At 63.3% G+C, this 25,543-nt stretch carries 17 protein-coding genes and 1 pseudogene; 10 read left to right on the top strand and 8 right to left on the bottom strand.

Features of this window, described 5'->3' with window-relative positions:
• Positions 1-23 precede the first annotated feature (23 nt).
• Positions 24-1,544: a PAS domain-containing sensor histidine kinase gene (locus DLM46_RS17085; protein ID WP_115101922.1), complete on the top strand. Its 1,521-nt coding sequence runs from the start codon at positions 24-26 to the stop codon at positions 1,542-1,544.
• A gap of 30 nt (positions 1,545-1,574) precedes the next feature.
• Here the strand turns inward: DLM46_RS17085 and DLM46_RS17080 are convergent, their stop codons facing one another.
• The gene (locus tag DLM46_RS17080; protein WP_115101921.1) at positions 1,575-3,032 is read right to left on the bottom strand and encodes an HDOD domain-containing protein; all 1,458 of its coding nucleotides are present in this window, start codon (positions 3,030-3,032) and stop codon (positions 1,575-1,577) included.
• Between the two features lie 88 nt (positions 3,033-3,120).
• Positions 3,121-4,935 (bottom strand): putative bifunctional diguanylate cyclase/phosphodiesterase, encoded by a 1,815-nt coding sequence (locus DLM46_RS17075; protein WP_115101920.1) that lies wholly within the window; start codon positions 4,933-4,935, stop codon positions 3,121-3,123.
• A gap of 388 nt (positions 4,936-5,323) precedes the next feature.
• Between DLM46_RS17075 and DLM46_RS17065 the strand changes: the two genes are divergently transcribed.
• Both DLM46_RS17065 and DLM46_RS17060 read left to right on the top strand, forming a co-directional pair.
• Positions 5,324-6,670 (top strand): EAL and HDOD domain-containing protein, encoded by a 1,347-nt coding sequence (locus DLM46_RS17065; protein WP_115101918.1) that lies wholly within the window; start codon positions 5,324-5,326, stop codon positions 6,668-6,670.
• Between the two features lie 197 nt (positions 6,671-6,867).
• Positions 6,868-7,431 (top strand): peroxiredoxin, encoded by a 564-nt coding sequence (locus DLM46_RS17060; RefSeq protein ID WP_115101917.1) that lies wholly within the window; start codon positions 6,868-6,870, stop codon positions 7,429-7,431.
• Positions 7,432-7,459: 28 nt separating this feature from the next.
• Here the strand turns inward: DLM46_RS17060 and DLM46_RS17055 are convergent, their stop codons facing one another.
• The 5 genes from DLM46_RS17055 to DLM46_RS39450 all read right to left on the bottom strand — a co-directional run bounded on the left by DLM46_RS17055 (position 7,460) and on the right by DLM46_RS39450 (position 17,970).
• Positions 7,460-10,774 (bottom strand): efflux RND transporter permease subunit, encoded by a 3,315-nt coding sequence (locus tag DLM46_RS17055; RefSeq protein WP_115101916.1) that lies wholly within the window; start codon positions 10,772-10,774, stop codon positions 7,460-7,462.
• Positions 10,775-10,777: 3 nt separating this feature from the next.
• Positions 10,778-13,900 carry an MdtB/MuxB family multidrug efflux RND transporter permease subunit gene (locus tag DLM46_RS17050; RefSeq protein WP_115101915.1) on the bottom strand — a complete coding sequence of 1,041 codons (3,123 nt, stop codon included), beginning with the start codon at positions 13,898-13,900 and terminating at the stop codon, positions 10,778-10,780.
• Between the two features lie 18 nt (positions 13,901-13,918).
• A complete protein-coding gene (locus DLM46_RS17045) occupies positions 13,919-15,361 on the bottom strand; it encodes an MdtA/MuxA family multidrug efflux RND transporter periplasmic adaptor subunit (RefSeq protein ID WP_115101914.1) in 1,443 nt (480 codons plus the stop codon).
• 515 nt (positions 15,362-15,876) lie between these two features.
• Complete coding sequence (locus tag DLM46_RS17035) at positions 15,877-16,713, bottom strand: IclR family transcriptional regulator (RefSeq protein ID WP_115101912.1); 837 nt, start codon at positions 16,711-16,713, stop codon at positions 15,877-15,879.
• Between the two features lie 642 nt (positions 16,714-17,355).
• Positions 17,356-17,970 (bottom strand): hypothetical protein, encoded by a 615-nt coding sequence (locus DLM46_RS39450; protein WP_165847999.1) that lies wholly within the window; start codon positions 17,968-17,970, stop codon positions 17,356-17,358.
• Between DLM46_RS39450 and DLM46_RS41270 the strand changes: the two are divergent.
• Together DLM46_RS41270 and DLM46_RS40340 are read left to right on the top strand one after the other, a co-directional pair.
• Positions 17,927-18,583 (top strand): annotated as a pseudogene (locus DLM46_RS41270) (FUSC family protein); the annotation flags it as partial. The gene DLM46_RS39450 and the pseudogene DLM46_RS41270 sit on opposite strands and share 44 nt — an antisense overlap.
• A gap of 164 nt (positions 18,584-18,747) precedes the next feature.
• Positions 18,748-19,179 carry an FUSC family protein gene (locus DLM46_RS40340; RefSeq protein ID WP_115101909.1) on the top strand — a complete coding sequence of 144 codons (432 nt, stop codon included), beginning with the start codon at positions 18,748-18,750 and terminating at the stop codon, positions 19,177-19,179.
• Positions 19,180-19,227: 48 nt separating this feature from the next.
• Here the strand turns inward: DLM46_RS40340 and DLM46_RS17015 are convergent, their stop codons facing one another.
• Positions 19,228-19,959, bottom strand: coding sequence for a GntR family transcriptional regulator (locus DLM46_RS17015; RefSeq protein WP_115102059.1), 732 nt, complete (start codon positions 19,957-19,959; stop codon positions 19,228-19,230).
• Positions 19,960-20,336: 377 nt separating this feature from the next.
• Here DLM46_RS17015 and DLM46_RS17010 point away from each other — a divergent pair, with 377 nt between their 5' ends.
• From DLM46_RS17010 to DLM46_RS16990, 5 genes are read left to right on the top strand one after another with little or no spacing between them, the layout of a single operon-like run.
• Positions 20,337-21,653, top strand: a complete 1,317-nt coding sequence (locus DLM46_RS17010) for an aromatic ring-hydroxylating dioxygenase subunit alpha (RefSeq protein ID WP_115101908.1) — start codon at positions 20,337-20,339, stop codon at positions 21,651-21,653.
• 59 nt (positions 21,654-21,712) lie between these two features.
• A complete protein-coding gene (locus DLM46_RS17005) occupies positions 21,713-23,149 on the top strand; it encodes a glutamine synthetase family protein (RefSeq protein ID WP_115102056.1) in 1,437 nt (478 codons plus the stop codon).
• Positions 23,150-23,177: 28 nt separating this feature from the next.
• The gene (locus tag DLM46_RS17000; protein WP_115101907.1) at positions 23,178-23,501 is read left to right on the top strand and encodes a 2Fe-2S iron-sulfur cluster-binding protein; all 324 of its coding nucleotides are present in this window, start codon (positions 23,178-23,180) and stop codon (positions 23,499-23,501) included.
• A gap of 4 nt (positions 23,502-23,505) precedes the next feature.
• The gene (locus DLM46_RS16995; protein ID WP_208866290.1) at positions 23,506-24,762 is read left to right on the top strand and encodes an NAD(P)/FAD-dependent oxidoreductase; all 1,257 of its coding nucleotides are present in this window, start codon (positions 23,506-23,508) and stop codon (positions 24,760-24,762) included.
• The gene (locus DLM46_RS16990) at positions 24,759-25,541 is read left to right on the top strand and encodes a gamma-glutamyl-gamma-aminobutyrate hydrolase family protein (protein ID WP_244306263.1); all 783 of its coding nucleotides are present in this window, start codon (positions 24,759-24,761) and stop codon (positions 25,539-25,541) included. The genes DLM46_RS16995 and DLM46_RS16990 overlap by 4 nt, the downstream gene beginning before the upstream one ends.
• Positions 25,542-25,543 lie beyond the last annotated feature (2 nt).

Raw genomic sequence — 25,543 nt, 5'->3', positions numbered from 1 at the left:
ACTTAGCAGCCGGGCCTGAACGCATGGAAACTTCCGCCGCATTCGAACTGTTGGACGCCGATCGCCTTGCGCTTCTGCAATCGCTGAAGACGTGCATGATCCTGCACGATGCGCAGACCAAGGCCATCCTGTGGGCTAACGCCGCCGCTTGCCACGCACTGGGCTTCACCGTCGAGGAACTGCTGCCGCTGAAAGCCCCCGACATGACCCGCAACGCGTGGAAGTACCGCCACGAGATCGGTTTGCAGTGGCTGGAAGACGCGGTGGCGAACGGCGAGAGCATCATCGAATGGTGCTATCGCGCGAAAGACGGCACGGAGATTCTGTCCGAAGCCGTGGCGACACGCGTCAAGCTGCACGATCGCGACGTGCTGATGGTCCAGTTCCGGGATATTGCCGCCGAGGAGCGCATCAAGAAGGACCTGAAGCGCTTCGAGACCCGCCTCAAGGAATTCATGCATGACCTGAGCGAAGGCATCGCGGTGCTGTCCGAAAGCGGCGAGATCAAATATCTGAGCGAGTCGTCGTGCCGGCTGCTGGGTCTGCCGGCCGACGCTTCGACGCCGATGAATTTCACCGCGTTATGCGACGGCGCGTCGCGCCAGGTCGTGCTCGCGCAACTCGCCGAGGCAGGGCTGCAGCACGAGCCGGGTTCGGAGCCGGTTGCGTTTCGCTACCGGATCCGCAATGGCGACGGATCGCTGCGCTGGCATGACGCGTTCTGCCGCCATGTCGAACTCGAAGACGATCTGAGCGGCATCCTGCTGCATTTTCGCGACGTGACGCCTCAAGTCGAGGCCGAGGAAATGCGCCGCGCGAGCGAGCGCAAGCTTGAATACCTGGCGCGCTACAACGCGATGGGCGAAATGGCCATGACGCTCGCGCACGAACTGAGCCAGCCGCTCGCGTCGGCGCGTAATTTTCTCGAAGGCGGGATGATGCGCCTCAACGCGTCGCCCGGTACGCCGGACGATGTGATGTGGGGGCTGGAGAGCGTACTCAAGCAGGTCGAGCGCGCGTCGGTCATCGTCAAGAGCGTGCGCGACTACGTGGTGAAACTCGAGCAGGTCGAGGAAGCGATCGACCTGAATGCGATCGTGCACGACGTCGAGTATTTCATCGCGCTGAAGGCACGCGAGGCCGGCGTGTCATGCAAATTCGCGTTGGGCGATCGCCCGTTGTGGGTGCGCTGCGAAAAAATCCTGATCGGACAGGTGATCCTCAATTTCGCATTCAATGCGGTCGAGGCCATGCTCGAGGTGCCCGAGCGTTCGCGCTCCATGACTATCGGAACGTGTGCCGAGCGCGGCCGGGCGGTCCTGCGCGTGTCGGATACCGGCGTCGGCATCGATCTCGGCCGGCACGAGAAAGTGTTCGATGGCTTCTTCACGTCGAAGCTCGGCGGCAACGGCATCGGGCTGTCGCTCTGCAAGAACATCGTTTCCCGGCACGGCGGCGACGTCTGGGCCGAAGCCAATCCGGAGCGCGGCACCTCGTTCTGCTTTTCGTTGCCGCTTGAATCAGGGCAAATGCCGGAGGAGTGACGCAGCGTGATCAACGGTCACGCCACGTCTTCACATCTTCTCCATTTCCTGCATCTGCCCCAGGCCGAAAAAACGTCCTAACTCCCTTGCCAACTCGTTCAACGCGCTCATTTCCTTCTGGGATATTCGCCGCGGCTCCTGAGTATGCGACCAGTCACCATATAGCAGCGCCACCGTCTGATCGGTTTCGTCGACTACCGGCAACAGCACGAAGGCGCGGGCATCGTCGAACGAACGTCGGAACCATTCCGGTAATCGCGCGACCATCTTCGGGTCGCGTGCGTTCTCGATGAAGATGCCGACCGAGTTCGCGATCGCGAGATGAAACACGTCGGGCTCGAACGCGGTGTTGAACGACAGCTTCGGCAGCGCCGCATCGATCTTCGGACCGAGCCCGAGGCGCGCCTTGAACGTACCGCCGCTGTGCTTGACGAACACGACCGTGCGCGCAAAGCCGAGCGCCGCCAACACGGTTTCCGCGGCCAGCGCCAGCGCCGGCGCGAGCGCGCTGCCGTCGGGCAGGCCGCGCAGATCGCCCACGCCCGCCACGATGCGCGCTTGCGGATCGAGCGCCTCGCGCGCAATCGCGTCCGCATTGGCGCGCAACTCGACGATCTCGCGCATGACGCCGTCGCCGCCTTCTTCGCGGGCGAGCGCGACGCTCATCTGATGCAGCACTTCCGGATCCGTATTCAGCGCGTGGCTGTATTGTTGCGCCAGTTCGGCGATGCGTTCCTCGCGCTCCCAGTCCGGCATGTTCTGCTGGGTCAGCACGTCCGCCACGGCCGTCGAATAGTTGGTAATGGCGCGCAGCCACTGCACCTGGCGCGGCTGCTCGATATCCTGCGGATCGAACTCGCCCATGCCCGAGCGGATCATGTCCGGCAAACGCCAGCGCGTGGCCGCTTCCATGCCGATTTCGTCGAACGTCACGCCGAGCACCAGCACGCAGGCGTCAGCTTCGAGCGCGCCGGCATCGATGTGGCGGCGGATCTGATCCCATTCGGCGTCGAGATAGAACACCACCAGCAGCTTGCCGATCTGGCGCATCAGCGTGCAGACCACGGCCTCTTCGCCGGCGCGCAGATCGCCGCGCTCAGTCAGCTTGCGCGCGACGCAGCCCGACAGCAGCGTACGGTTGAGTTCGAGTTTCGCGTCGATGCGGCGCGGCGCGCTGTGATGAAAGTGATCGACGATCTTCAGCCCGACGACGAGGTGGCCGACCGCATCCATGCCGAGCACCATCAGCGCGCGCGACACGGTCGTGATATTGCCGCCGAACGCCATGTACATGGCCGAGTTGGCAAGGCGCAGCACTTTTTGCGTCAACGCGAAATCCGACAACACGACTTGCACGAGGCCGGTGAAGTCGAGGTCGTCATTGTTCATTGCCGCCATGGTGGTGCGCAGCGACTGCGACAGCATGGGGAAATCGCCGCGCTCGCTCATCCGCGTCCAGAGCCTGTCGAGCACCGTCGCCTTTAGCATGTGATTCCCGCAAAAACCATACATGTTCCAATGAGTGCCACGCCGGCGTTGAGCCGGCTTCTGCTGCGCAAGCTTCTGGCCTGCATCGCTACGCAGCGTGCAAGTGAAGCGAGCGCGTTTCGAAACGCCGCGCGAGTTCGTCGGAAGGCAACGCCTTGCAGACGAGCCAACCCTGAATATGGTCACATCCCATTTCGGTCAGAAGGGCGCGTTGTGCTTCCGTTTCGACGCCCTCGGCGACCAGTTCGAGATCGAGCGTTTGCGCAAGACCCACGACCGCGCTAACGATTGCCTGATCGTTTCGCGAGGTTAGCAGATTCTCGACAAAGCTCCTGTCGATCTTGAGCTTCGCCAGGGGAAATCGTTGCAGGTAGGCGAGACTCGAATAGCCGGTGCCGAAGTCGTCGACGGCGAAGCTGATGCCCATCGCGGTGAAATCCTCGAGCAGGCCCTTGGCGTGCGCCGGGTCGTGCATCAGCAGGCTTTCGGTGATCTCGAACACGAGGCGGCGCGGGTCGATGCCGGTCAGCTCGATGGCTTCGCGCACGGCGTCCTTGAAACGCGGATCGCGGAACTGCTGCGGCGACACGTTGACGGCCACGTACTGCAACGAGATGCCCTGGGCGTCCCACTGGATCAGCTGCATGCAGGCCACCTTCAGCACCCAGTTGCCGAGGAAGTTGATCAGGCCGACCGACTCCGCGAGCGGAATGAACGTCGAAGGAGGCACGAGGCCATGCATCGGATGCAGCCAGCGGATCAGCGCCTCGACGCCGACCACGCCATGCGTGCGGCTGCTGGTGATCGGCTGGAAGTGCAGCGAGAATTCGCCGTTGCGCACGCCGTCGTACAGATCGGCCTCGAGCTTCAGACGTTCGGCGTCGGCGGGATTGTCGTCCGGCACGTAAAAGGCGAGCGTGTTGCCGCCGGCCGCCTTGGCCTGCTGCAGCGCGTGGTCGGCCCAGCGCAGCAGATGGGCGTCGTGCACGGCCGTGTCGTTGGCGTGGCGCACGTCGGGATAGAGCGCAATACCGATGCTCGCCGACAGATGCACCTGCTGGCCGCTGAAGACATACGGCTGCTGGATCGCGGTCAACAGGCGCCGGGCCAGTGCTTCGGCGGCGGCTGCCGCATGGGTGCGGTTCGCGGCCGCCTTGACGAGGATCGCGAATTCGTCGCTGGCCACGCGCGCGACCGTCTCGCCCGGGCTCGTCATGTTCAATAGACGCCGCGCGGTGTCGCGCAGCATCTCGTCGCCGGCATCGTAGCCGAGCGCGCGGTTCACGCGTTGATAGTCGTCGATGTCGAGCAGCAGCAGCGCGGCCGGCGTGCCGTGCACATCGGCTTGCTGCTGGGCTTCGAGCAGCGTGGGGATCAGCGCCGACTGATTGGCGAGGTTGGTCAGACGGTCGTGATGCAGCGCCTGGGTCAGGCGTTCCTCGGTGGCGCGCCAGGCCGACACGTCGAAGCCGGCGATCGCATAGCCGTCGATGCCGTCATGGCTATTGCGCACCACGCGCAGTTCGACCGTGATCGGGTAGGTCAGCGACTTGATGAGGCTGAGCGTGGCTTTCTCGACGTTGCCCGTCGCCGCGGCGCGGGCGAGCAGCGCGTCGAGGCGCTGGACGTCGGCGGGCGCCACCAGATCGTGCAGCGTGATGGTCTCGAGATACTCGCGGTGATAACCGATGAAGCGCAGGCTGGCGTCGGAAACATAGAGAAAGCGCAGTTCGTGATCGACGTGCGCCAGCAGGTCGACGGCGCCGACTACCTGTTCCAGTTGCGCAGTGCGGCTCGCGCCCAACTGCGGCTTGCGCTCCGCGCGCCGGCCGAACGCACGAAACCGGTCGATGACCGTGCGCAAGGGGCCCCGGCGGGGCGCGGTGATCCTGTTCGCTTCCATGTTTGTCGCTGGGAACCCGTGTTCGTCTGCAGGCGGGGCGGCTCGCTGGCCGCCGTGCCCGGGCGGCCGGGAGGTATCAGGCCGCCTCATCAGAACAAGATAACGACCCGCGATGGGAAATCTTTAGCGCGCCGGCTGCAAAAAACAATTGGTAAGGAATGGCTCCGCGAGCCGCCGCCGCGGCGGGATTGATTCGGTTAAAGTGCGGGCTCGTTGTATCCGTTAACACGACAGACCCAAGCACCAACACGAGGGCCAACGCAAGGGCCAACCCGAGGGTCGTTCCGAGGACCAACCCGACGACGGCAAACCCCTGCGGCAAGCCGCTATGCTGCGTCGGCGCGTCACGCCACTGCATAGCGTTTCCGAATCCACGCACCGATGATCCATGTCTGAACGTCACCCTCTCAGGTCAGAGCCCGGGCACGTCGAGGTGCTTGCTTACGGCGCCGACAGCGTCGATCCGGCCGCTCAGGCGCAGTCTGTCTCGCAGTTCGTCTATCTGGGCCGCCAGCCGATTCTCGATCGCGACGGCGCGCTCAATGCTTACGAATTATTGTTTCGATCCGGCGCGCATAACTACGCCGAAGTCAGCGACGACGCCCAGGCGACGGCGCAGGTGGTGGCGCGCACGATCGGCGGAATCGGTGTGCCGGCGGTGCTGGGCCCGCACCGCGGCTTCGTCAATATCGACCGCGCGCTGCTGTTCAACGACATCGTCCATCTGATGCCGCCCGAGCGGTTCGTGCTCGAGATCCTCGAGACCGTGACCTTCGACGCGCAACTGGTGCGCCGGCTGACCGAGTTGCGCCGCGCCGGCTTCCAGGTGGCGCTCGACGATGTCAGCGAACTGTCGAAGGAGCTGATCGCCGTGCTGCCGTACGCCGACATCGTCAAGATCGATTTCCTGCAGACCGGGCGCGCGGCACTGCCCAGGCTGGCCTCGATCGTGCGCGGCCACGGCAAGACATTGATCGCCGAGAAGGTCGAGACCCGCGACGATTTCATGTTGGCGCGCGAGCTCGGCTTCGATCTGTTCCAGGGGTACTTCTTCGCGCGGCCGCAGGTGCTGGCCGCGCCGCGCAACCGCTCGCCGCGGCCGGCCTTGCTGCGCCTGCTCGCGTTGCTCTCGCGCGATGCCGGCATCGTCGAGCTCGAAGCGGAACTGAAGCTCAATCCGAGCATGGTGGTGCAGTTGCTGCGCCTGGTCAATTCGAGTGCATTCGGCTTGGGGCGCAACATTGCGTCGTTGCGCGAGGCCATCATCGCCACGGGCACGCGGCAGATTACGCGCTGGGCACAACTGCTGCTCTATGCCGACGGCGATCTGCCGTGGCGCGCCGATCCGCTGGTGCAACTGGCGGGCACGCGTTCGCGCTTCATGGAGCTGGCCGCAAGCTGGCTGCGCCCGGCCGACGACGATTTTGCCGATGCCGCTTTCATGACCGGTATTTTCTCTCTGGTCCACGTGGTGCTCGGCAGCACGCCCGCGGCTGTGCTCGACAAGCTCGGCCTCGCGCCGCAGATCCGCGAAGCGATCGTCTCGCGCAGCGGTCCGCTCGGCACCTTGTTGCGCATTGCCGAAGCGGCGGGCGAGGGCGCCGATGCCGCGTCTATCGCAGCCGGTCCCGATGTGCCGGCCGGCTTCGCCGCGCTGACGCCGGAGGTGCTGGCCGAACTGAACCTGTCGGCTGCTGCATGGTTCGGCGCGCATATCGAAGAGGCGGCTGCCTGAAGCGTGCACGATGCGCATGCCGCGCGCGTGCCGCTCTTTGGCCGCCCCCTGGGTCGCTTCCCACGCACTTGCTCCGAACGTGGTCCAATAGCGAACGAGGGCTGCGCGGCGTTCGGATGAACGCTGCGCCTCTCGCTCATTGCACGAACGGCGTGCACCGCGTGTATTCACGCTCTTAACGCTTCGAGGGACTGCAGATGAAGAGAAAATTCATACCGGCAGCGCTTGCTGCTGTCATGTCGGTGGGGTTCGCCATGCATTCGCTGACTGCGTCGGCAACGCTCAAGCCGGGCGACGCAGCGCCGCAATTTACCGCGCAGGCATCGCTGGGTGGCAAGACCTACACCTATTCGCTCGCCAGCCAATTGAAGAAAGGGCCGGTGGTGGTGTATTTCTATCCGGCGGCTTTCACGAAGGGCTGCACGATCGAGGCGCACGAGTTTGCCGAGGCGGTCGACGAGTACAAGAAATATGGCGCGACGGTGATCGGCGTGTCGCACGACAACATCGACACGTTGACGAAGTTTTCGGTCAGCGAATGCCGCAACAAATTTCCGGTGGCCGCCGATGCCGACTCGAAGGTGATCGGCGAATACGACGCCGGCTTGCCGATGCATAGTTCGATGGCTAATCGCGTGTCGTACGTGATCGCGCCGGACGGCAAGATCATCTATGAGTACACGAGTCTGTCGCCGGAGAAGCATGTCGAGAACACGCTCAAGGCGGTGAAGGATTGGGCGGCGGCGCACAAGCAGCCATAGGTTCTTGCCGCGCCGCGCAGGCAAAACATCAGGAAGGCGCCACTCCGGTTCGCCGAGCCTTCCTCGTCTCCCACCGAACCCGAATCCGGTCCATATAGAGATACACCACCGGTGTGGTATACAGGGTCAGCATCTGACTGACAATCAGTCCACCCACAATAGCGATCCCCAGCGGAGCTCGAAGCTCAGCCCCTTCCCCCCGGCCAAAGGCCAACGGCAAGGCCCCCAGCAGGGCGGCAAAAGTCGTCATCATGATCGGCCGGAACCGCAACATGCACGCCTGATAAATCGCATCACGCGACGACAACCCCCGCCGGGAAGCTTCAATCGCAAAGTCCACCATCATGATCGCGTTCTTCTTCACGATCCCGATGAGCAGGATCACGCCGATCAAAGCGATGATGCTGAACTCGGTGTTGAACAACAACAAAGCCAGCAACGCCCCAACCCCGGCCGAAGGCAAAGTGGACAAGATCGTCAGCGGATGGATATAGCTCTCATACAGCATCCCCAGCACGATATACACCGCCGCGAGAGCGGCCAGAATCAGAAGCGGCTGGTCGGACATCGACTGTTGGAACGCCTGGGCCGTCCCCTGGAAACTGCCGCGGATCGTCCCCGGCATGCCGATCTGCGCCATCGTTTCGTAGATCACCTGCGTCGCCGTCGATAAGGACACGCCCGGCGGCAGATTGAACGAAATCGTCGACGCCACGAACTGGCCTTGGTGATTCACCGACAACGGCGTATTCCCCGGTCCGAATTTCGCTATCGCCGAGAGCGGCACCATCGTTTCCTTTGAAGTCGAAACCGCCGCACCCGACGAAGCACTCGACTTCCCGCTCGCCGCAATCGAATTGATCGCCTGGTTGCGTGCGGAATCGGCTGCAATGGTCGCCGCACTCGATGCCGTCGTACCCGCCGTGCCGCCCGTCGACGCACTCGTGCTCGACGATGTCGTTGCCTTCGCGGTCACGGTCCCGGCCGGCGCGTTGGTGGTCTGCGCACCGCTCGCACTGCCGCCCGAGGTGCTGACGTAAATCTGCTTCAGCATATCCGGGCTCTGCCAGTACTTCGGCGCGACTTCCATCACGACGTGATACTGGTTCATCGGGTTGTAAATCGTCGACACCTGGCGTTGGCCGAACGCGTCGTACAGCGTGTTGTCGATCTGAGCCGGCTTGATGCCGAGGCGCGCGGCGCTCGCGCGGTCGATCGTCACCATCGCTTCGAGGCCGCCTTGCTGCTGGTCGGAATTCACATCGGCGAGTTCGGGGCGCGCCTGCAGCGCTTCGGTGAGCTTAGGTCCCCACAGGTACAGATCGGAAGTCGAGTCGGCCAGCAGCGTGAACTGATACTGCGCGCTCGATTGCCGCCCGCCGACGCGAATGTCCTGCACCGCCTGCAGGAAAGTCTGCGCGCCGGCCACGTCGCGCAGCGGCGCGCGAAGTTGCTGGATCACCTCGTCGGCGGATAGCTTGCGCTCGCTCTTCGGTTTCAGCGAAACGAACATGAAGCCGGCGTTGGTCTGCCGGCCGCCGGTGAAACCGGCCACGCTGTCCACCGCCGGATTCTTGCCGACTATCTCCATCATTTCCGCGAACTTGCCCTTCATCGCCTGGAACGACGTGCTCTGGTCGGCCTGGATGCCGCCGATCAGCCGGCCCGTGTCCTGCTGCGGGAAGAAACCCTTCGGCACGATGATGTACAGCCAGATGTTCAATCCGATGGTCGCGAGCAGAATCGTCACGATCAGACGCGGATGCAGCAGCGCCCAGCCGAGCGTGCGTTCATAGCCGCGATGCATCGTCGCGAAGCCGCTTTCGAGCCAGCGTCCGAAACGTCCTTCTTCCTCCTGCTCGTGCGGCTCGCGCAGGAGGCGCGAACACATCATCGGTGTGAGGGTGAGGGAGACGAGCAGCGACACGGCGATCGCCAGCGAGAGTGTCAGCGCGAACTCGCGGAACAGCCGCCCGACGATGCCGCCCATCAGCAGAATCGGCAGGAACACGGCGATCAGCGAGATGCTGATCGACAGCACCGTGAAGCCGACTTCGCGTGCGCCGAGAAACGCGGCCTGCATGCGCGGCACGCCGTTCTCGATGTGCCGTGAAATGTTCTCCAGCACCACGATCGCGTCGTCGACCACGAAGCCGGTTGCGATCGTCAACGCCATCAATGAGAGGTTGTCGATCGAAAAGCCGAGCAGGTACATCGCGGCGAACGTGCCGATGATCGAGATCGGCACGGCGACGCTCGGAATCAGCGTGGCGCGCCAGTTGCGCAGGAACAGGAACACCACCATCACCACCAGCGCCACCGCGATCATCAGCGTGCGCTCGGTGTCTTTCAGCGAAGAGCGGATCGTCGTGGAGCGGTCGGCGGCCGGCGCGATGTCGACGTCGGCGGGCAGCGACGCATGCAACTGCGGCAGCATCGCGGTCACGCGGTCGATCGTGTCGATGATGTTCGCGCCCGGCTGGCGATACAGGATCACCAGCACCGAACGCTTGCCGTTGAAGAGGCCGAGGTTGCGCAGATCCTCGACCGAATCGACCACTTCGGCGACATCGGAAAGTTTCACCGCCGCGCCTTTACGATACGCGATCACGAGGTCGCGATACTGCGCCGCCTTGCTCGCCTGGTCGTTGGTATAGATCTGCACGCGGTTCGGGCCGAACTCGATCGAACCTTTCGGACTGTTCGCGTTGGCCGCGGCGAGCGCCGCGCGCACGTCCTCGAGACCGATGCCGTAGTGGAACAGCGCCTGCGGTTCCAGTTCGACGCGCACCGCCGGATTGGCCGAGCCGCTCACATCCACTTCGCCGACCCCCTCCACCTGCGACAGCGACTGCTGCAACACGGTGGCCGCGGAGTCGTACAACTGGCCGGCGGTCATCGTTTTCGACGTCAGCGCGAGAACCAGGATCGGCGCGTCGGCCGGATTGAACTTGTGGTACGTCGGGTTGCTGCGCAAGCTCGCCGGCAGATCGGCGCGTGCGGCATTGATGGCCGCCTGCACGTCGCGCGCGGCGCCGTCGATGTCGCGGTTCAGGCCGAACTGCATCGTGATGCGCGTCGAGCCGACCGAGCTCTGCGAGGTCATTTCGGTCACGTCGGCAATCGAGCCGAGATGCCGTTCGAGCGGACTGGCGACACTCGTGGCGACCGTCTGCGGGCTCGCGCCCGGCAGTGTCGCCTGCACCGAAATGGTCGGGAAATCGACCTGCGGCAGCGGTGCGACCGGCAGCCTCGTGAACGCGAAAATGCCGGACAGCGCGATGCCGATCGCCAGCAAGGTGGTGGCGACCGGGCGGGAGATAAACGGACGCGACAGGCTCATCGGTCAGTTCCCTGCATCGGTGGCGGGCGGCGTAGGCCTGCCGCGATTGAAGCGCTCACGCGCGCGGCGGCCGAGCGAGTCGAACGCGAGATAGATCACCGGCGTGGTGAACAGCGTGAGCAACTGGCTGACGACCAGGCCCCCGGCAATCGCGATACCGAGCGGCCGGCGCAATTCGGAGCCGGCGCCGGTGCCGAGCATCAGCGGCAGCGCGCCGAGCAGCGCGGCGAGCGTGGTCATCAGAATCGGCCGGAAGCGCAGCAGACACGCCTGATAGATCGCCTCGCGCGGCGCCTTGCCTTCTTCGCGCTCGGCATAGAGCGCGAAGTCGATCATCATGATCGCGTTCTTCTTCACGATACCGATCAGCAGCACGATGCCGATGATGCCGATGATGTCGAGATCGTGCCCGGTCATCAGCAGCGCGAGCAGAGCGCCGACCCCGGCCGACGGCAGCGTCGACAGAATCGTGATCGGGTGGATGAAGCTCTCGTACAGCACGCCGAGCACGATATACATCGTGACGATGGCCGCCAGAATCAGAAACAGTTCGTTCGACAGCGACGCCTGGAACGCCAGCGCCGCGCCCTGGAAGCGCGTCTGGAACGAAGCCGGCAAGCCGATATCCTTCTGCGCCTGAGCGATCGCTTTCACCGCCGCACCGAGCGACGAACCGGGCGCGAGGTTGAACGAGACGGTGGTGGCCGGGAACTGGCTCAGGTGCGTGACCAGCAGCGGCGCGGGTTTCTCGACGAAGCGCGCGATGGCCGACAGCGGCACCTGGCCGCCCGACGCCGTGGAAGAGGGCAGGTAGATCGCATTCAGCGAATCGGTGTAGTGCTGGATCTGCGGCTGCGCTTCCAGAATCACGCGGTACTGGTTCGATTGCGTGAAGATGGTCGAGACGATGCGCTGGCCGAACGCGTCGTACAGCGCGTTGTCGACGGTGGCGGGCGTGATGCCGTAACGCGACGCGGTGGCGCGGTCGATCTCGATGTAGACCGACTGGCCGTTGTCCTGCAAGTCGGTGGCCACGTCCGCCAGTTCCGGCGCCTGCTTCAGCCGGTCGACCAGCTTCGGCACCCACGTGGTGAATTCGCCGATGTTCGGATCGGTCAGCATGAACTGGTACTGCGTCGGGCTGACTGTCGAGTCGATCGTCAGATCCTGCACCGGCTGCATATACAGCGACGCGCCGGGAATATGCGCGACGTCCTGCTGCAGCTGGCGGATCACTTCGCTCGCGGTGTTCTTGCGGTCGTCGCGCGGCTTCAGGTTGATCAGCATGCGGCCGCTGTTCAGCGTGATATTGCTGCCGTCCACGCCGATGAACGAGGTCAGGCTGTCCACGTCCGGGTTATTCAGGATCTGCGCGGCGAGTTCCTGCTGCCGCTCGGCCATCGACGCATACGACACCGACTGCGGCGCCTGCGTGATCGCCTGGATCACGCCGGTATCCTGCACCGGGAAAAAGCCCTTCGGAATGAAGACATACAGCACACCGGTCAGCACCAGCGTCAGCACCGCGACGAACAGCGTCGAGCGTTGCCGGTTCAGCACCCACGTGAGCGCGACGGCATAACGGGCGATCACGTGGTCGATGAACGCGTGCGCCTTCGCTTCGAAGCGGTGGCTTTCGGGCGGCGGCGTGTGGCGCAGGAGTTTCGCGCACATCATCGGCACGAGCGTCAGCGAAACGATCGCCGAGATCACGATCGTCACCGCCAGCGTGATCGCGAATTCGTGGAACAGGCGCCCGACCACGTCGCCCATGAACAGCAGCGGAATCAGCACGGCGATCAGCGAAACCGTCAGCGAAATGATCGTGAAGCCGATCTGTTTCGAGCCTTTCAGCGCGGCCTCCAGGGCCGAGTCGCCTTCTTCGACATAACGCGCGATGTTCTCGATCATCACGATCGCGTCGTCGACCACGAAACCGGTCGCGATGGTCAACGCCATCAGCGACAGATTGTCGAGCGAGAAGCCGCACAGGTACATCACGGCGAGCGTGCCGATCAGCGACAGCGGCACCGACAGGCTCGGGATGATCGTGGCGTAGACGTTGGCGAGGAACAGGTACATCACCAGCACCACCAGCACCACCGACATCAGCAATTCGAACTGCACGTCGCGCACCGATGCGCGGATCGTGGTGGTGCGGTCGGTGACGATCTGGACGTCGAGCGCGGCGGGCAGCGACTGCTGCAGCCGCGGCAGGAGCGCCTTGATGCTGTCCACCACCTGGATCACGTTCGCGCCCGGCTGGCGCTGCACGTTCAGGATGATCGCCGGCGTGTTGTTGGCCCACGCGCCGAGCTTGGTGTTCTCCGCGCCTTGCACGATGGTGGCGACGTCCGTCAGCATCACCGGGCGGCCGCTCTTGTAGGCGACCACCGCGCTCTTGTAAGCCTCGGCGTCGGTCAACTGGTCGTTCGCGTTGATCGTGTAGTTACGCGTGGGGCCGTCGAAATTGCCCTTCGGCGTATTGACGTTCAGGTTCGAAATCGTGGTGCGCAGGTCGTCGAGATTCAGCCCATAGGCGGCGAGCGCGCGCGGGTTCGCCTGAATCCGCACGGCCGGGCGTTGACCGCCCGACAGGCTCACCAGACCCACGCCCGCCACCTGCGAAATCTTCTGCGCGAGGCGCGTGTCGGCGAGATCCTGCACTTGCGTGAGCGGCAGCGTTTTCGACGTGATCGCGAGCGTGATGATCGGCGCATCGGCCGGATTGACCTTGGCGTAGATCGGCGGCGCGGGCAGGTCGGACGGCAGCAGGTTGCCCGCTGCGTTGATCGCCGCCTGCACTTCCTGCTCGGCGATGTCGAGCGGCAGATCGAGGCTGAACTGCAGCGTGATGATCGAGGAGCCGGCCGAGCTTTGCGACGACATCTGATTCAACGACGGCATCTGCCCGAACTGCCGTTCGAGCGGCGCGGTGACGGAGGACGTCATCACGTCCGGGCTCGCGCCCGGATAGAAGGTCTGCACCTGGATCGTCGGGTAGTCGACCTCGGGCAGCGCGGACAGCGGCAGGAAGCGCAACGCGACGAGACCGACCAGCATGATCGCCGCCATCAGCAGGGCGGTGCCGACGGGACGCAGAATAAAGGCGCGGGAGGGATTCATGCGGTAACTGCCATGCCTTTATTGCGAGGCTTGCGCCGGGTGTGGGCGGTGCTGCGCGCGTGCGCCGGAGGCGCCCGACGCCGCCGCCGCGCCGCTCGCGCCACGGGCACCCGAGGCGGCGCGCGGCCTGTCGGCCGGAATCGTGATCTTCGCGCCTTCGCGCAGCCGGTCCGAACCGTCGATCACCACACGCTCGCCGACTTGCAGGCCGGATTTGATGCTGGTGTGTTCGCCGTCGACCGGACCGATCTTGACCGGCCGCACCGTGACGGTGTTGTCCGGCTTCACGATGTACACGAACTGGCCCATCGAGCCGTTCAGCACGGCCGTGGTCGGCACGATCACCGCGTCTTTGATCGTATTCACCAGCAGGCGCGTGTTGACGAACTGATTCGGGAACAGCAGGTTCTTCGTGTTCTGGAAGATCGCGCGCAGTTTGACCGTGCCGGTGGTGGTGTCGATCTGGTTGTCGAGCGTTTCGAGCGTGCCGCCTTCGAGCGACGTGGTATTGCTGCGGTCATACGCGGTGACCGAAAGCTTCGCGCCGGTTTGGGTTTGCTGGAGGATCTGCTGGAGGTTGTCTTCGGAGGTCGTGAAGATCACGCTGATCGGCTGCAACTGCGTGATCACGACGATGCCGTTGGTCAGGCTCGGCGTCACGTAGTTGCCCGGATCGACCTGGCGCAGACCGACGCGGCCCGACACCGGCGCGGTGATGCGCGCATAGACGAGGTCGAGCTTGAAGGTGTCGATGTTGGCCCGGTCGGATTTCACCGTGCCTTCGTACTGTCTGACGAGCGAGGCCTGCGTATCGACCTGCTGGCTCGCGATCGAGTCTTGCGCGAGCAGCGTCTGATAGCGCTTCAGGTCGAGGCGGGCGGTTTGCAGCAGCGCCTCGTCGCGCGCCAGCGTGCCTTGCGCGTTGTCGAGCGAGATCTGATACGGACGCGGGTCGATCTGCGCGAGCACATCGCCTTTCTGGACCATTTGACCTTCCTTGAAATACACGTCCTGCAGCACGCCGCTCAACTGCGGCAGCACCGTCACGTTGGCGAGCGGCGTGACCGTGCCGAGCGCGCTCAGCACGACCGGCATTTCGCCTTGCGTGGCGGTTGCGACATGGACCGGTTGCGGCAGGTTGGCCATGCCGCCGGGACCGCCGCGGCCGGGGCGGCCGCCGCCTGGGCCGCTCGCGCCGGCAGCCGCGTTGGCACCGCCGGCCGGTCCGCCCCAAGGATGCCAGCGCCACAGCACGAACCCGAGGATCACCAGCGCCGCGACGATCAATGCGATGTTGCGGCCGCGATGCCGCCGCACCTCGCCTGGCGCGTTCGCGGGACCGCCTGCCTGCGTGCCGGTGGTGGCCGGTTGCGAGCCCGGTTGCAGGCCCGGTTGTGCAACTGGCTTTGAAGCCGGAGCGGCAGGGCGTGAGGTTTCCGAATGCTTTTGTTGTTCGTCCATCAGTTCGTCAGGTGGCTGGCTTGGATGTGAGCCGCTGCGCGGGTGGCCGCCTCGACAGTTCGGCGGCTCGGCACGCACTCGGCGTAACAGGCGGTTTCGGCAGCGGGGCGCCGCGCTTGTTCAGCGCGATGCTACCCGAGGCGCGGGACAAAGGTGTTAATACAGTGCGCCATCACGACAGGTCGGCTGGGCCGTTATGGACCTGTGCTGTGAGCCGGATTGCCGCAGCGAATTCGGTCCACAGCGCGGTGCACAGCGCGGTGCCTAGCGCTTTGCGCAGCGGCGACGCACTGCGACGATTCACAGCGCAGCGACGATGCCGGCAAGGCGCCGCGCCGGATGCAGTTGCAAGCGAGCCGCGCGCCCATCTCATAGCGGCAATCCCGGCAGCGCCCCGCAACGGGAAAGCATGATCCTACGTCGCACGCTCTGTAACAGTCCACCCGGGTATTTTTCTTTTGATTACGAAAGTTACAGGATGCATTGGGCGTCGACTGGGGGCGCTTCGGCGCGGTTTAGTTATCGAGACGGCGCCCGGGCGTGCCGCCGATTTCGAGCGTGATTTTCGAGATGCATTCGAGCAGCGCCGGCGCCGCGTGCGATACCAGCCAGTCGCGCGGACACTGGTCCGCCGAGCCGCCGCAGTTGACCGCATAGCGTTCGCCCGAGGGTCCGATGAAACCTGCCGCGATCGCATTCAGACCGTTGTACCATTCGCCCGTCGCGATCGCGAAGCCTTGTTCGGCGGTTTCTTGCAGCGTGCTGGCGAGCCGGTTGCCGATATGCCCCCAGTCGTCGCCTTCGGCGGCCTGCAAGCCGATCAGCAGCTTTTCCCGTTCCGGTTCGCCGAGCACCGCGAGATAGGCGCGGCCGATGGCGGTGCGGCTCAGATCCATCCGCGAGCCGATTTCGAGGCGCGACACCAGCGCCGCCGAACGCGGCCGGATTGCGTCGATCACCACCATGTCGAGGCGGTCGCGCACGGCCAGATGCACGGACAGGGCGGTGCGCTCCGCGAGTTCGATCAGGAACGGCCGCGCGCGGGCCCGGATGTCGAAATTGCGCAGAAAACCGTTGCTCAGTTCCAGAACGGACGAGGTCAGCACGAAACGTTCGCTGTCCGGCAGGCGGAACAGGAACCCCGCGCTGACCAGCGTGGCCGTGATCCGCGAGACGGTTGGCTTCGGAATGCCGGTGAGTTCGGTCAGTTCGCGGTTGCTGAGCGGTGCGTCGGCCGAGGCGATCGAGCGCAGCACGGTCAAGCCGCGTGCCAGTGCGGTAACCTCGTCCCCCGAGCCCTCTTTCTCTCTGGCGAGGTCGGCAGCAGTCCGGGAAGGCGTGGGTTGGGTCATTGCGGTTTTTTGGAACTATATTTCAATTTAACCGTTCACATGCTGATGGTGACCGTCCGGCAATGTTCTTCCGACGGACCCCTGGTGGGGCATGTAGTCCATTTTTGTTCTGAAGATTCATTGTATCGGAATATTTTGCCGAGACGAATGAAGGCTCGCCAGATTTTTCTTGACTTAGTCAGCATAACCATAAAAAATGGAACCTCATTTCGAAAGACGGTTTGGTGTTTGAAAGTTTAAAGTTTTTGAACCAAACTTGGTCCGCGCCACTGTCCGCATGGAATTTGCCAGTTGTCCGCGCTGTTCACGTCCGCGTCGCCGGGCAAAACTTTCGAAATACCGTCTCTCAGGTTCTAGCACGGCCCTCGGAATGGCTAGAACTTTTAAGGCGTCACGGGAACGTGACGCCTTTTTTTTCGTACTAATGGGACACAACAAAGTTGGAGCCAAACCGTTTCCGACGCTAGAGTAGCGGTAAAGTTGGTGCCAACAGCGGTAGTTCATTGTGCGACGCAGCGATATGCGAATGTCGGCAACGGTGACCCGAGAGCGCTGGGTCACGTGGTGCCAACCGTCGCGGCGACGGTCCAAAGCAGTTCATGATTGGTTTGAAGACAGTTTGTAAGATTTTCTAGCCGGCGCTCAGATGCTGTCTTTAGTTTGGCCCTTCGAAGCGCTGGGCGCCGGACTTGGTGCCATACATCCTTCGACCAGCATCCATTCCAAGCCCCCGGCCGGGTACTCCCGCGGCCACTTCCTTGCCAACAATTCCACCGACTCGTACATCAATTCGCCGATTTCGGGGCAAGAGGCTGCTACCTGCTGTCCAACGAGCAGGCTTCTAACTACCGTCAGCCGGTCCCGTGCGCGGCGCAAGCGCGTGTAACTCTGGTCTGCAATCCCGAGGTCATTGGAAGCAACGCCAATGTCCGACAGCGAATCGCTGAGCAGGGCGCGGAGCAAGTCCAGACGCCACCGTTCGCAGTTACAAGTGGAGGCGGCGGCCGGATAACGACCAGTGTTGTGTTCAACGGGCATCCTCACGGGCAACTGACTGTTCCATCCGGGTGTCAAAATCCGGCGCTTTTTCGACCCTGGAATTCGCAGCAACATCGAGCGCGCATCGACTTCCGGAGCGCATCGAGCGAATTGGAGACAGGCGAAATGAAGCGTCTTGCCTGCGGTCTTTCGAGGGTAGCAGTGGGGGGGGCCGATGAATGCGCGCCGCCTTCCCACATCTTCTGAAAGCTTCTTCACGGCCACGCGTACCGCATTGCTCGGATGGGCTCGCGGTGATGGCCTTGCGTGGCTTCACATCTTCAAAACCGTGCTCGCCGCGCTGCTCGTCATGGGCCTGTCCATGCGGATTGACCTGCCGTCGCCGCGCACGGCGATGGTGACTGTCTTCATCGTGATGCAGCCCCAGACAGGCATGGTGCTCGCCAAGAGCTTCTACCGTTTCGCCGGCACCATTATTGGCGCTGTCGTGACCATCACCATCACGGCTGTATTCGGTCAGGTTCCCGAACTTTTCCTGCTTTCCATTGCAATCTGGATTGGTGTCTGTACCTTCGGCGCCGCGCTGAACCGTAACTTTCGCGCATACGGATTTGTGCTCTCGGGGTACACGACGGCGCTCATCGGCATTCCTGCGCTAGCACATCCGGACGGCGTGTTCCTGGCTGCCACCACACGTGTTTCCGAACTGTCGATGGGCATTTTCTGTTCGGCGATTGTCAGTTCCATCGTATTTCCGCAGCGTGTGGCCGACACGCTGCGAGACGTCGTGCGCGCACGGTATTCGCGTTTCACGCAGCTCGTGACGGAAACCTTCTCGGGCGCAAGCACGCCCGAAAGCGCGAAGGACTTTCACGCGCGCTTTGCCGCCGACGTGGTCGCGCTCGAGGCGCTCAGCAGCGTGGCTGTCGCCCGCGCGGCCGTGGCTGCGCAAGCGGCTCCTGCGGGACTTGCTGGACCAGGTGGTGGGGGCCTGCACCCGGCGCATGACGCGAGCGCGGCTCATCCTCGAGAGCCATACGCGCGACATCGGCCCAGCTCGCCGCGCTTTCAACCGATGACCCGGAGTTCCAGGCGACGGCGACCAGCTGGATGTTCACGGTGCTCGACGTCGGCCACGCCGTGCTCGAGCTGCGCGAGCAACTTGCAACCATTCCGAAGGTGTGGAATGACGCGGAGGACGCGTGCCAGTCCGTGGTCGACGGGATTGCCTTGCTGTTTGATTCGCCGACGGCGGCTCACCTCGCTGCGGCGCGGGGAGCGGTCGACCAGGCGGTGAGTGTGGTGCGGGAAGCCGCACGCAGCAAGCGCGCGCCGCGCGAGGCGCACACGAAATTCGAGCGCATGTCCGGCTATCTGCACTTCATGCGCGTGACGCTGGCTGAGCTTCCGACGCCCGTGCACACGGATGCTCCGGAGTGGCTTCAGGCGTTTCTGGCCCGCCGCTGATGCTCGCCTGCGCGAGGGCCGGGCGAGCGTGCGAGCTTGGATGTGAACCTACAGGACCGCGTCCGCGACCAGCTGCAGGGCGGGAGCAAGCTTCTTGCAAAGCTCCGGGCTCTCTAAGGCGTAGGTGAGGTTCATCTGGGCAATCTGCACGTGCTCCGAGGCCAGCGCCTGCGCCCGCGCGCCTTCGCCTTTTTCCATCGCCTGCACGAGGCTGTGGTGCTGCTGGTGCGCCATGAAAAGCCAGTTGCGGCCTTCCTGCAGCGCCGACTGCATGGGCAGCATCGCGCTCGCGGCGGCGAAGGGCAGCCGATTGTTCATCTCGATGGCGCGGATGAGCGCGGCATTGCCGGACGCCTCGACAACCAACTGGTGAAAGCGGTTGTTCATGTCGGTGTACACCGCATAGTCGTCGAGCGTCAGCTCCTGCTTGGCAAGAAGCCGGTCGCCTGTGCGCAGGCACTCATTGAGCGCGTTCGAGAGCTGGCGCGGTACCCCGTGCTCGGCGACCAGGCGAGCGGCCATGCCTTCCAGGTGTCCGCGGACCGCGATGGCGTCGGCAATCTCGGTAGCCGTGATGCGGCGCATCACATAGCCGCCCGCCGGCGAGGGTTCGACGAGCCCCTCCTGCTCAAGCGTGGTAAGCGCCAGGCGCACGGGTGTGCGCGAGGCCTGCAGGCGCTCGGCAAGCGCCACTTCGGCCATTCGCTCGCCTGGCGAAAATTCGCCCTTGAGAATCAGGTCGCGCAAATAGACCAGTACGCGCTCTTGCTGGGATTCCATGCTCATCTCCTGCGGCCAGTCTGGCGGACCACATCCAGACAGTTTTCATTGCATGCATTGTAGACCAAGGGGACAACAGGTGTCGCCATATGTTTGTTTATGTTAAACATAAGTTTTTTGATGTATGCAATATGTTCTCATGTGAACGATTTGCTGTTCCCAGGGAAAATCCTGGTAATTGAATAAAATAGTCATGAAATCAAACATATATGTTTGTAGTGAGGTGTCAGTTCTTCCCCGGGAAGGCGCGGTATTCCCGCTGCAATGTATGCAGCAATTGAATATTGGAATTCTTCTACATATGCTGCAGTCTCAAGCAGTGACGAGATGCATACATTGTCAAGCGTGCTGCATTCCTTCCCCACCGGAGAAAAGCCATGATGAGTTCCCAGCAAAACGACCTGATAACGCGCGTAGGCAAGGGCACGCCCGCCGGCGAACTGTTGCGCAACTACTGGCAGCCAGTGGCGCTGGTCGATGAATTGCCTGCCGAGCGGCCGGTTTGCGCCGTGCGTCTGATGGGGCAGGATTTCGTCGTCTTCAAGGACGAGCAGGGGAACTACGGAATGCTCGACCGTGACTGTCCGCACCGCGGCGCCGACCTGGCGGCGGGCCGCCTCGAAGCCGGCGGCATCCGCTGCGCGTTCCACGGCTGGCTTTTCGACCACAAGGGCAAATGCCTGTCGACGCCGGGAGAACCCGTTGGCAGCACCCTGTGCAACCGCATCCGCCAGAGCGCCTATTCCATCGTCGAGCGCAGCGGCATCCTCTTCGCCTACATCGGCAAGGGCGAGCCGCCGGCATTCCCGAATTTCGACTGCTTCGCCGCGCCGGGCGAATACACGTTCGCCTTTAAGGGTGTTTTCGAGTGCAACTGGCTGCAGGCGCTCGAAGTCGGCATCGACCCGGCTCATGCATCGTTCCTGCACCGCTTCTTCGAAGACGAAGACGTGAGCGAGAGCTACGGCAAGCAGTTCCGTGGCGCGTCGGCGGACTCCGACATGCCGATTACGAAGGTGTTGCGCGAATACGAATCGCCCGAAATTCTCGTGAGCCCCGCCGATTATGGCCTGCGCCTGATTGCCAAACGGCCGCTGAATGACGAGCAGACGCATGTTCGCGTGACCAACGTTGTGTTCCCGCAGGCATTCGTGATTCCGATGAGCTCGGAAATGACCATCTCGCAATGGCACGTGCCCGTCGACGACGAGAACTGCTACTGGTACGCCATCTTCACGAGCTTTAGCGCGCCGACCAACAAGCAGCAGATGCGCGAGCAACGTCTCGAACTGTACGAACTGCCCGACTACACGTCGCGCAAGAACAAGCGCAACAACTACGGCTTCAACCTGCAGGAGCAGCTGACCGAGACGTACACGGGCATGGGCTTCGACATCAACGTCCACGACCAGTGGGCCGTCGAATCGCAGGGTGTCATCCAGGACCGCACGCGCGAGCACCTCGGCACCACCGACCAGGGCATCATCGCCTACCGCCGTCTGCTGGTCGATGCAATTGAGAAGACGCAAGCGGGCGAAAAGACGCTGATGATGATTGACGAGCAGCAGGCGGCCCACCTGACCGGCCCCGCGTCAATCGACGGCATTGGCCCGGCGGACCGCTGGGATGAGTACTGGAAGGAGTCGGACATCAATCGCCGCACGGCCGCCCCGTGGCCGGTGCCGAAGGCTTGAGGACCATCCCCGCAACCTGAATGGAGCGCGCGGCCGTCCTGTTGCCGCGCGAATCAAAAATGTCTTTCGTAGAATCCCATGGCTTGTGGACTGACGCCCAGCACGCTGCGTACAAAGCGTTGCTGGAGCGCCTGCAAAAGAGTGATGTCCGGGTGGTGCGTTTTTCGTTTTCCGACCAGCATGGACTGCTGCGCGGCAAGACGCTCGTCGTCGATGAAGCCATCAAGGCGTTCAGGAGTGGCGTGACGCTCACGACCACGCTCTTTGCCAAGGATACGTCGCACCGCACGGTGTTCCCGGTGTTCACCGCCGGCGGTGGCTTCGACATGCCTGAAATGCAGGGTGCTTGCGACACGCTGATGGTCGCCGACCCTGAAACGTTCCGCATCCTGCCCTGGGCGCCGCACACCGGTTGGGTGCTGTGCGACGTCTACTTTGCCAATGGCAGGCCGGTGCCCTTTGACACGCGCCATCTGTTCCGGCGCACGCTCGAGCAGCTCGGAAATCACGGCTTCGAATTCATGTCGGGCCTTGAAGTCGAGTTTCATGTCTTCAAGGTCACCAATCAGAACATGAAGCCCGAGCACTCAGGGCAGCCCGGTACGCCGCCCGACGTCGAACTGCTCTCGCACGGCTACCAGTATCTGACGGAGGTGCGTTACGACGCCGTCGACGACGTGATGGAACTGCTTCGTCGCAATATCGATGGGCTTGAGCTGCCGGTACGCTCGCTCGAGGTCGAATATGGCCCGAGCCAGTTCGAGTTCACGTTCGCGCCCACTAAGGGCATTCGCAGCGCCGACGACATGATTCTGTTTCGCAGCGCGGTCAAGCAGATTTGCCAGCGCAACGGCTATCACGCCACCTTCATGTGCCGCCCGCGGATTCCGAATGTGGTGTCGAGCGGATGGCATTTGCATCAGTCGCTCGTGCATGCCGCCGATGGCAAGAACGCGTTCATGCCGACCAGTGCTGACGAACCCCTTTCGTCGACCGGCCAGAAGTATCTGGCGGGGCTTCTCGCGCATGCTCAGGGTGCCACGGCCTTGTCGACACCGACCATCAACGGTTACCGGCGCTATCGCCCGTATTCGAATGCACCGGACCGCGCCATCTGGGGACGCGACAACCGTGGCGTGATGCTGCGCGTGCTCGGCGGCCCGAGCGACCCGGCAAGCCGTGTCGAAAACCGCGTCGGCGAGCCGACGGCGAACCCGTATCTGTACTTTGGCTCACAGGTGCTCTCAGGCCTTGATGGTCTGCGACGCAACCTGGAACTGCCGCCGTCCGCGGATACGCCCTACGAAACGCAGGCCGAATTTTTACCGCGCACATTGGGCGATGCCATCGATGCGCTGCGAGCCGATGAATGTCTGCGCGAAGGTTTTGGCAGTGCATTCGTCGACTACTTCTGCAAGCTCAAGGAAGCAGAGCTCAACCGCTTCAACCTGGAAGTCACCGAGTGGGAACACCGGGAGTATTTCGAAACGTTCTGATGGTGTTCCATCGTAAAGGAGAGATGTTATGCCTATCGTCACTTACATTCTGCGCGACGATGAGCGCCGGGAAATCGAGGTGCCTGCTGGCACCAGTGTGATGGAAGCTGCCATTCACAACAACGTGCGCGGTATCGATGCCGAGTGCGGTGGTTGCCTGTCGTGCGCAACGTGCCATGTCTATGTCGACGCGTCGTCGACAGCGGACCTGCCGTCGCCCGATGAGTCCGAACTGGAACTGCTCGATGGCGTGGCCGCCGAGCGCCGTCCCGAGAGCCGGCTGAGCTGCCAGCTCGTCATGACACCCGCCATGAGTGGTCTGGTCGTGCAGATTCCCCAGAAGCAGGGGTGACATCATGAAACAGACGCTTGTGATTGTTGGGGCATCCTATGCGGGCATCCAGCTTGCCGCGTCCGCGAGGGAATTCGGTTTCGACGGACATATCGTGCTGCTTGGCGATGAGCCCGATGCGCCGTATCACCGTCCCCCGCTGTCGAAAGGCTTTCTGACGGGAAGTTATGCGGAGGACCGACTGCCCCTGCGTTCGCAGGCGTTCCTCGAGGAGGAGAAGATTCAGTGGATGCCATGCACGCGCGCAATCTACATCGACCGCGAACGGAAAGAGGTTGAACTGCATGACGGCACGCGAATCACGTACGACCATCTTGCACTGACAACAGGTGCGCGCGTGCGCAAGCTCGACTGTCCGGGCGCGGCGCACGAGGCGGTGCACTACCTGCGCGACCTGCGCGACGCGAGACGGCTGGCTGAAACGGCACGTACCGCACGACGTGCCGTCGTAATCGGTGGCGGCTACATCGGCCTTGAAGCAGCAGCTTCGCTGCGTCAGCAGGGGCTCGAAGTGACCGTCGTTGAGACGGAGTTACGTCTGCTGGCACGGGTCGCCTCACCGTGGCTATCTGAATTCATGCTGCGCGCTCATACGGACCGCGGTGTCGCGTTCGAGTTCGGTCGCAAGGTGGTGGCCCTGCATAGCACGGTCGATGTCTGCTCGGTCGAACTCGAGGATGGCACGCGCCTGATGTGCGACCTCGTCGTCGTCGGTATCGGCGTCGTTCCCAACACGGAACTGGCGGCAGACAGTGGGCTGAAGTTGGCAGGGGGTATTGCTGTCGACTCCTTCGCGCGCACCAGCGACCCCTCGATTTTTGCCGCGGGTGACTGCGTTTCGTTCGTCCCGTACTGGGCGCCCGCCGGCATGCCTGCCTGCCGTATCGAGTCGGTGCAAAACGCCAACGATATGGCAAAAATCGCTGCCGCTTCCATCGTCGGACGGTCGGAGCCGTACCGCGCGCTGCCGTGGTTCTGGTCGGACCAATACGACCTGAAACTGCAGATGGCAGGGGTGAACACCGGGTTCACAGAGTTCGTGCTGCGCGGCGCGGTCGAAGACCGTAAGTTCTCGCTCTTTTACTTTCGTGGCGTGAAGCTCATCGCGGTCGACAGCATCAACAGGCCACAGGACCACATGCTCGCGCGCAAGCTGCTCGCAAATGGCGCGCAGCCGACACCGCAGCAGCTCGCTGACCCCGACTTCGACCTGAAAGCACTCGCGAACCAGCCGGTCCCCGTTGCACAGGGAGTCGCATGATGAGCGCGGGTGAAATCTGCCGGCCACTCGTCGGGCTGGTATGTGACCGCTTCTTTGTGGGCGAACACGACCTGCACAGCGCAAAGCACAGCTACATTCGGGCATTGATCTCCTGCTCGCGCGTGAGCCCCGTTCTGATTCCAGCCACGCAGGAAATCGAGACCACCGAAGGCTATCTCGACGGTGTGAGCGGTCTGCTCTTTCCTGGCGGCGCTTCGAATGTCGAGGCGCGGCGGTATGGCGGCCTGACCGAAATCGGGATGCTGGTCGACCCCGAACGCGACCATGTCGCGCTGGAACTGATGCGGGGCGCTGCCGTGCGCGGCATGCCGTTTCTGGCCATCTGCCGCGGCTTTCAGGAAATGAACGTGGCTTTTGGTGGCACGCTCCATACCGACATTCATGCGGCGGGGCACGCCGCTGACCACCTTGAAGACCCCAACGAGGATTTGCCCACCCGTTATCGGTACAAGCACGACATTGACCTCACCGCCGGCGGCAGGCTCTCCGCACTCACAGGCGAGCAGCGCGTGCGTGTGAATTCGCTTCACCGGCAGGGCGTGGCCGAGCTGGCGCCGTCACTCGCTGTTGAGGCGCGGGCGCCAGACGGATTGATTGAAGCTTATCGACTCGACGGCAACGACTTTGCACTGGGTGTGCAGTGGCACCCGGAAGTGACGGTGGAAAGCGATGGGATGTCGCGCTCGCTCTTTGAGGCATTCGGGGCCAGTTGCCGTCGTTACGCCGCGCAACAGGCCGTTGTTCACAATAAGGGTTAGGA

This window comes from Paraburkholderia lacunae (assembly GCF_003353175.1).
Lineage (GTDB): Bacteria > Pseudomonadota > Gammaproteobacteria > Burkholderiales > Burkholderiaceae > Paraburkholderia > Paraburkholderia lacunae.
The sequence above is the reverse complement of the archived record's forward strand: the minus strand, read 5'-3'. Positions and strand labels throughout refer to the sequence as shown.

Bases quoted from the DNA above. Each gene is read 5' to 3' on its own strand.
- DLM46_RS17085 (WP_115101922.1), top strand. From the start codon at position 24: ATGGAAACTTCCGCCGCATTCGAACTGTTGGACGCCGATCGCCTTGCG.
- DLM46_RS17080 (WP_115101921.1), bottom strand. From the start codon at position 3,032: ATGCTAAAGGCGACGGTGCTCGACAGGCTCTGGACGCGGATGAGCGAG.
- DLM46_RS17075 (WP_115101920.1), bottom strand. From the start codon at position 4,935: ATGGAAGCGAACAGGATCACCGCGCCCCGCCGGGGCCCCTTGCGCACG.
- DLM46_RS17065 (WP_115101918.1), top strand. From the start codon at position 5,324: ATGTCTGAACGTCACCCTCTCAGGTCAGAGCCCGGGCACGTCGAGGTG.
- DLM46_RS17060 (WP_115101917.1), top strand. From the start codon at position 6,868: ATGAAGAGAAAATTCATACCGGCAGCGCTTGCTGCTGTCATGTCGGTG.
- DLM46_RS17055 (WP_115101916.1), bottom strand. From the start codon at position 10,774: ATGAGCCTGTCGCGTCCGTTTATCTCCCGCCCGGTCGCCACCACCTTG.
- DLM46_RS17050 (WP_115101915.1), bottom strand. From the start codon at position 13,900: ATGAATCCCTCCCGCGCCTTTATTCTGCGTCCCGTCGGCACCGCCCTG.
- DLM46_RS17045 (WP_115101914.1), bottom strand. From the start codon at position 15,361: ATGGACGAACAACAAAAGCATTCGGAAACCTCACGCCCTGCCGCTCCG.
- DLM46_RS17035 (WP_115101912.1), bottom strand. From the start codon at position 16,713: ATGACCCAACCCACGCCTTCCCGGACTGCTGCCGACCTCGCCAGAGAG.
- DLM46_RS17015 (WP_115102059.1), bottom strand. From the start codon at position 19,959: ATGGAATCCCAGCAAGAGCGCGTACTGGTCTATTTGCGCGACCTGATT.
- DLM46_RS17010 (WP_115101908.1), top strand. From the start codon at position 20,337: ATGATGAGTTCCCAGCAAAACGACCTGATAACGCGCGTAGGCAAGGGC.
- DLM46_RS17005 (WP_115102056.1), top strand. From the start codon at position 21,713: ATGTCTTTCGTAGAATCCCATGGCTTGTGGACTGACGCCCAGCACGCT.
- DLM46_RS17000 (WP_115101907.1), top strand. From the start codon at position 23,178: ATGCCTATCGTCACTTACATTCTGCGCGACGATGAGCGCCGGGAAATC.
- DLM46_RS16995 (WP_208866290.1), top strand. From the start codon at position 23,506: ATGAAACAGACGCTTGTGATTGTTGGGGCATCCTATGCGGGCATCCAG.
- DLM46_RS16990 (WP_244306263.1), top strand. From the start codon at position 24,759: ATGATGAGCGCGGGTGAAATCTGCCGGCCACTCGTCGGGCTGGTATGT.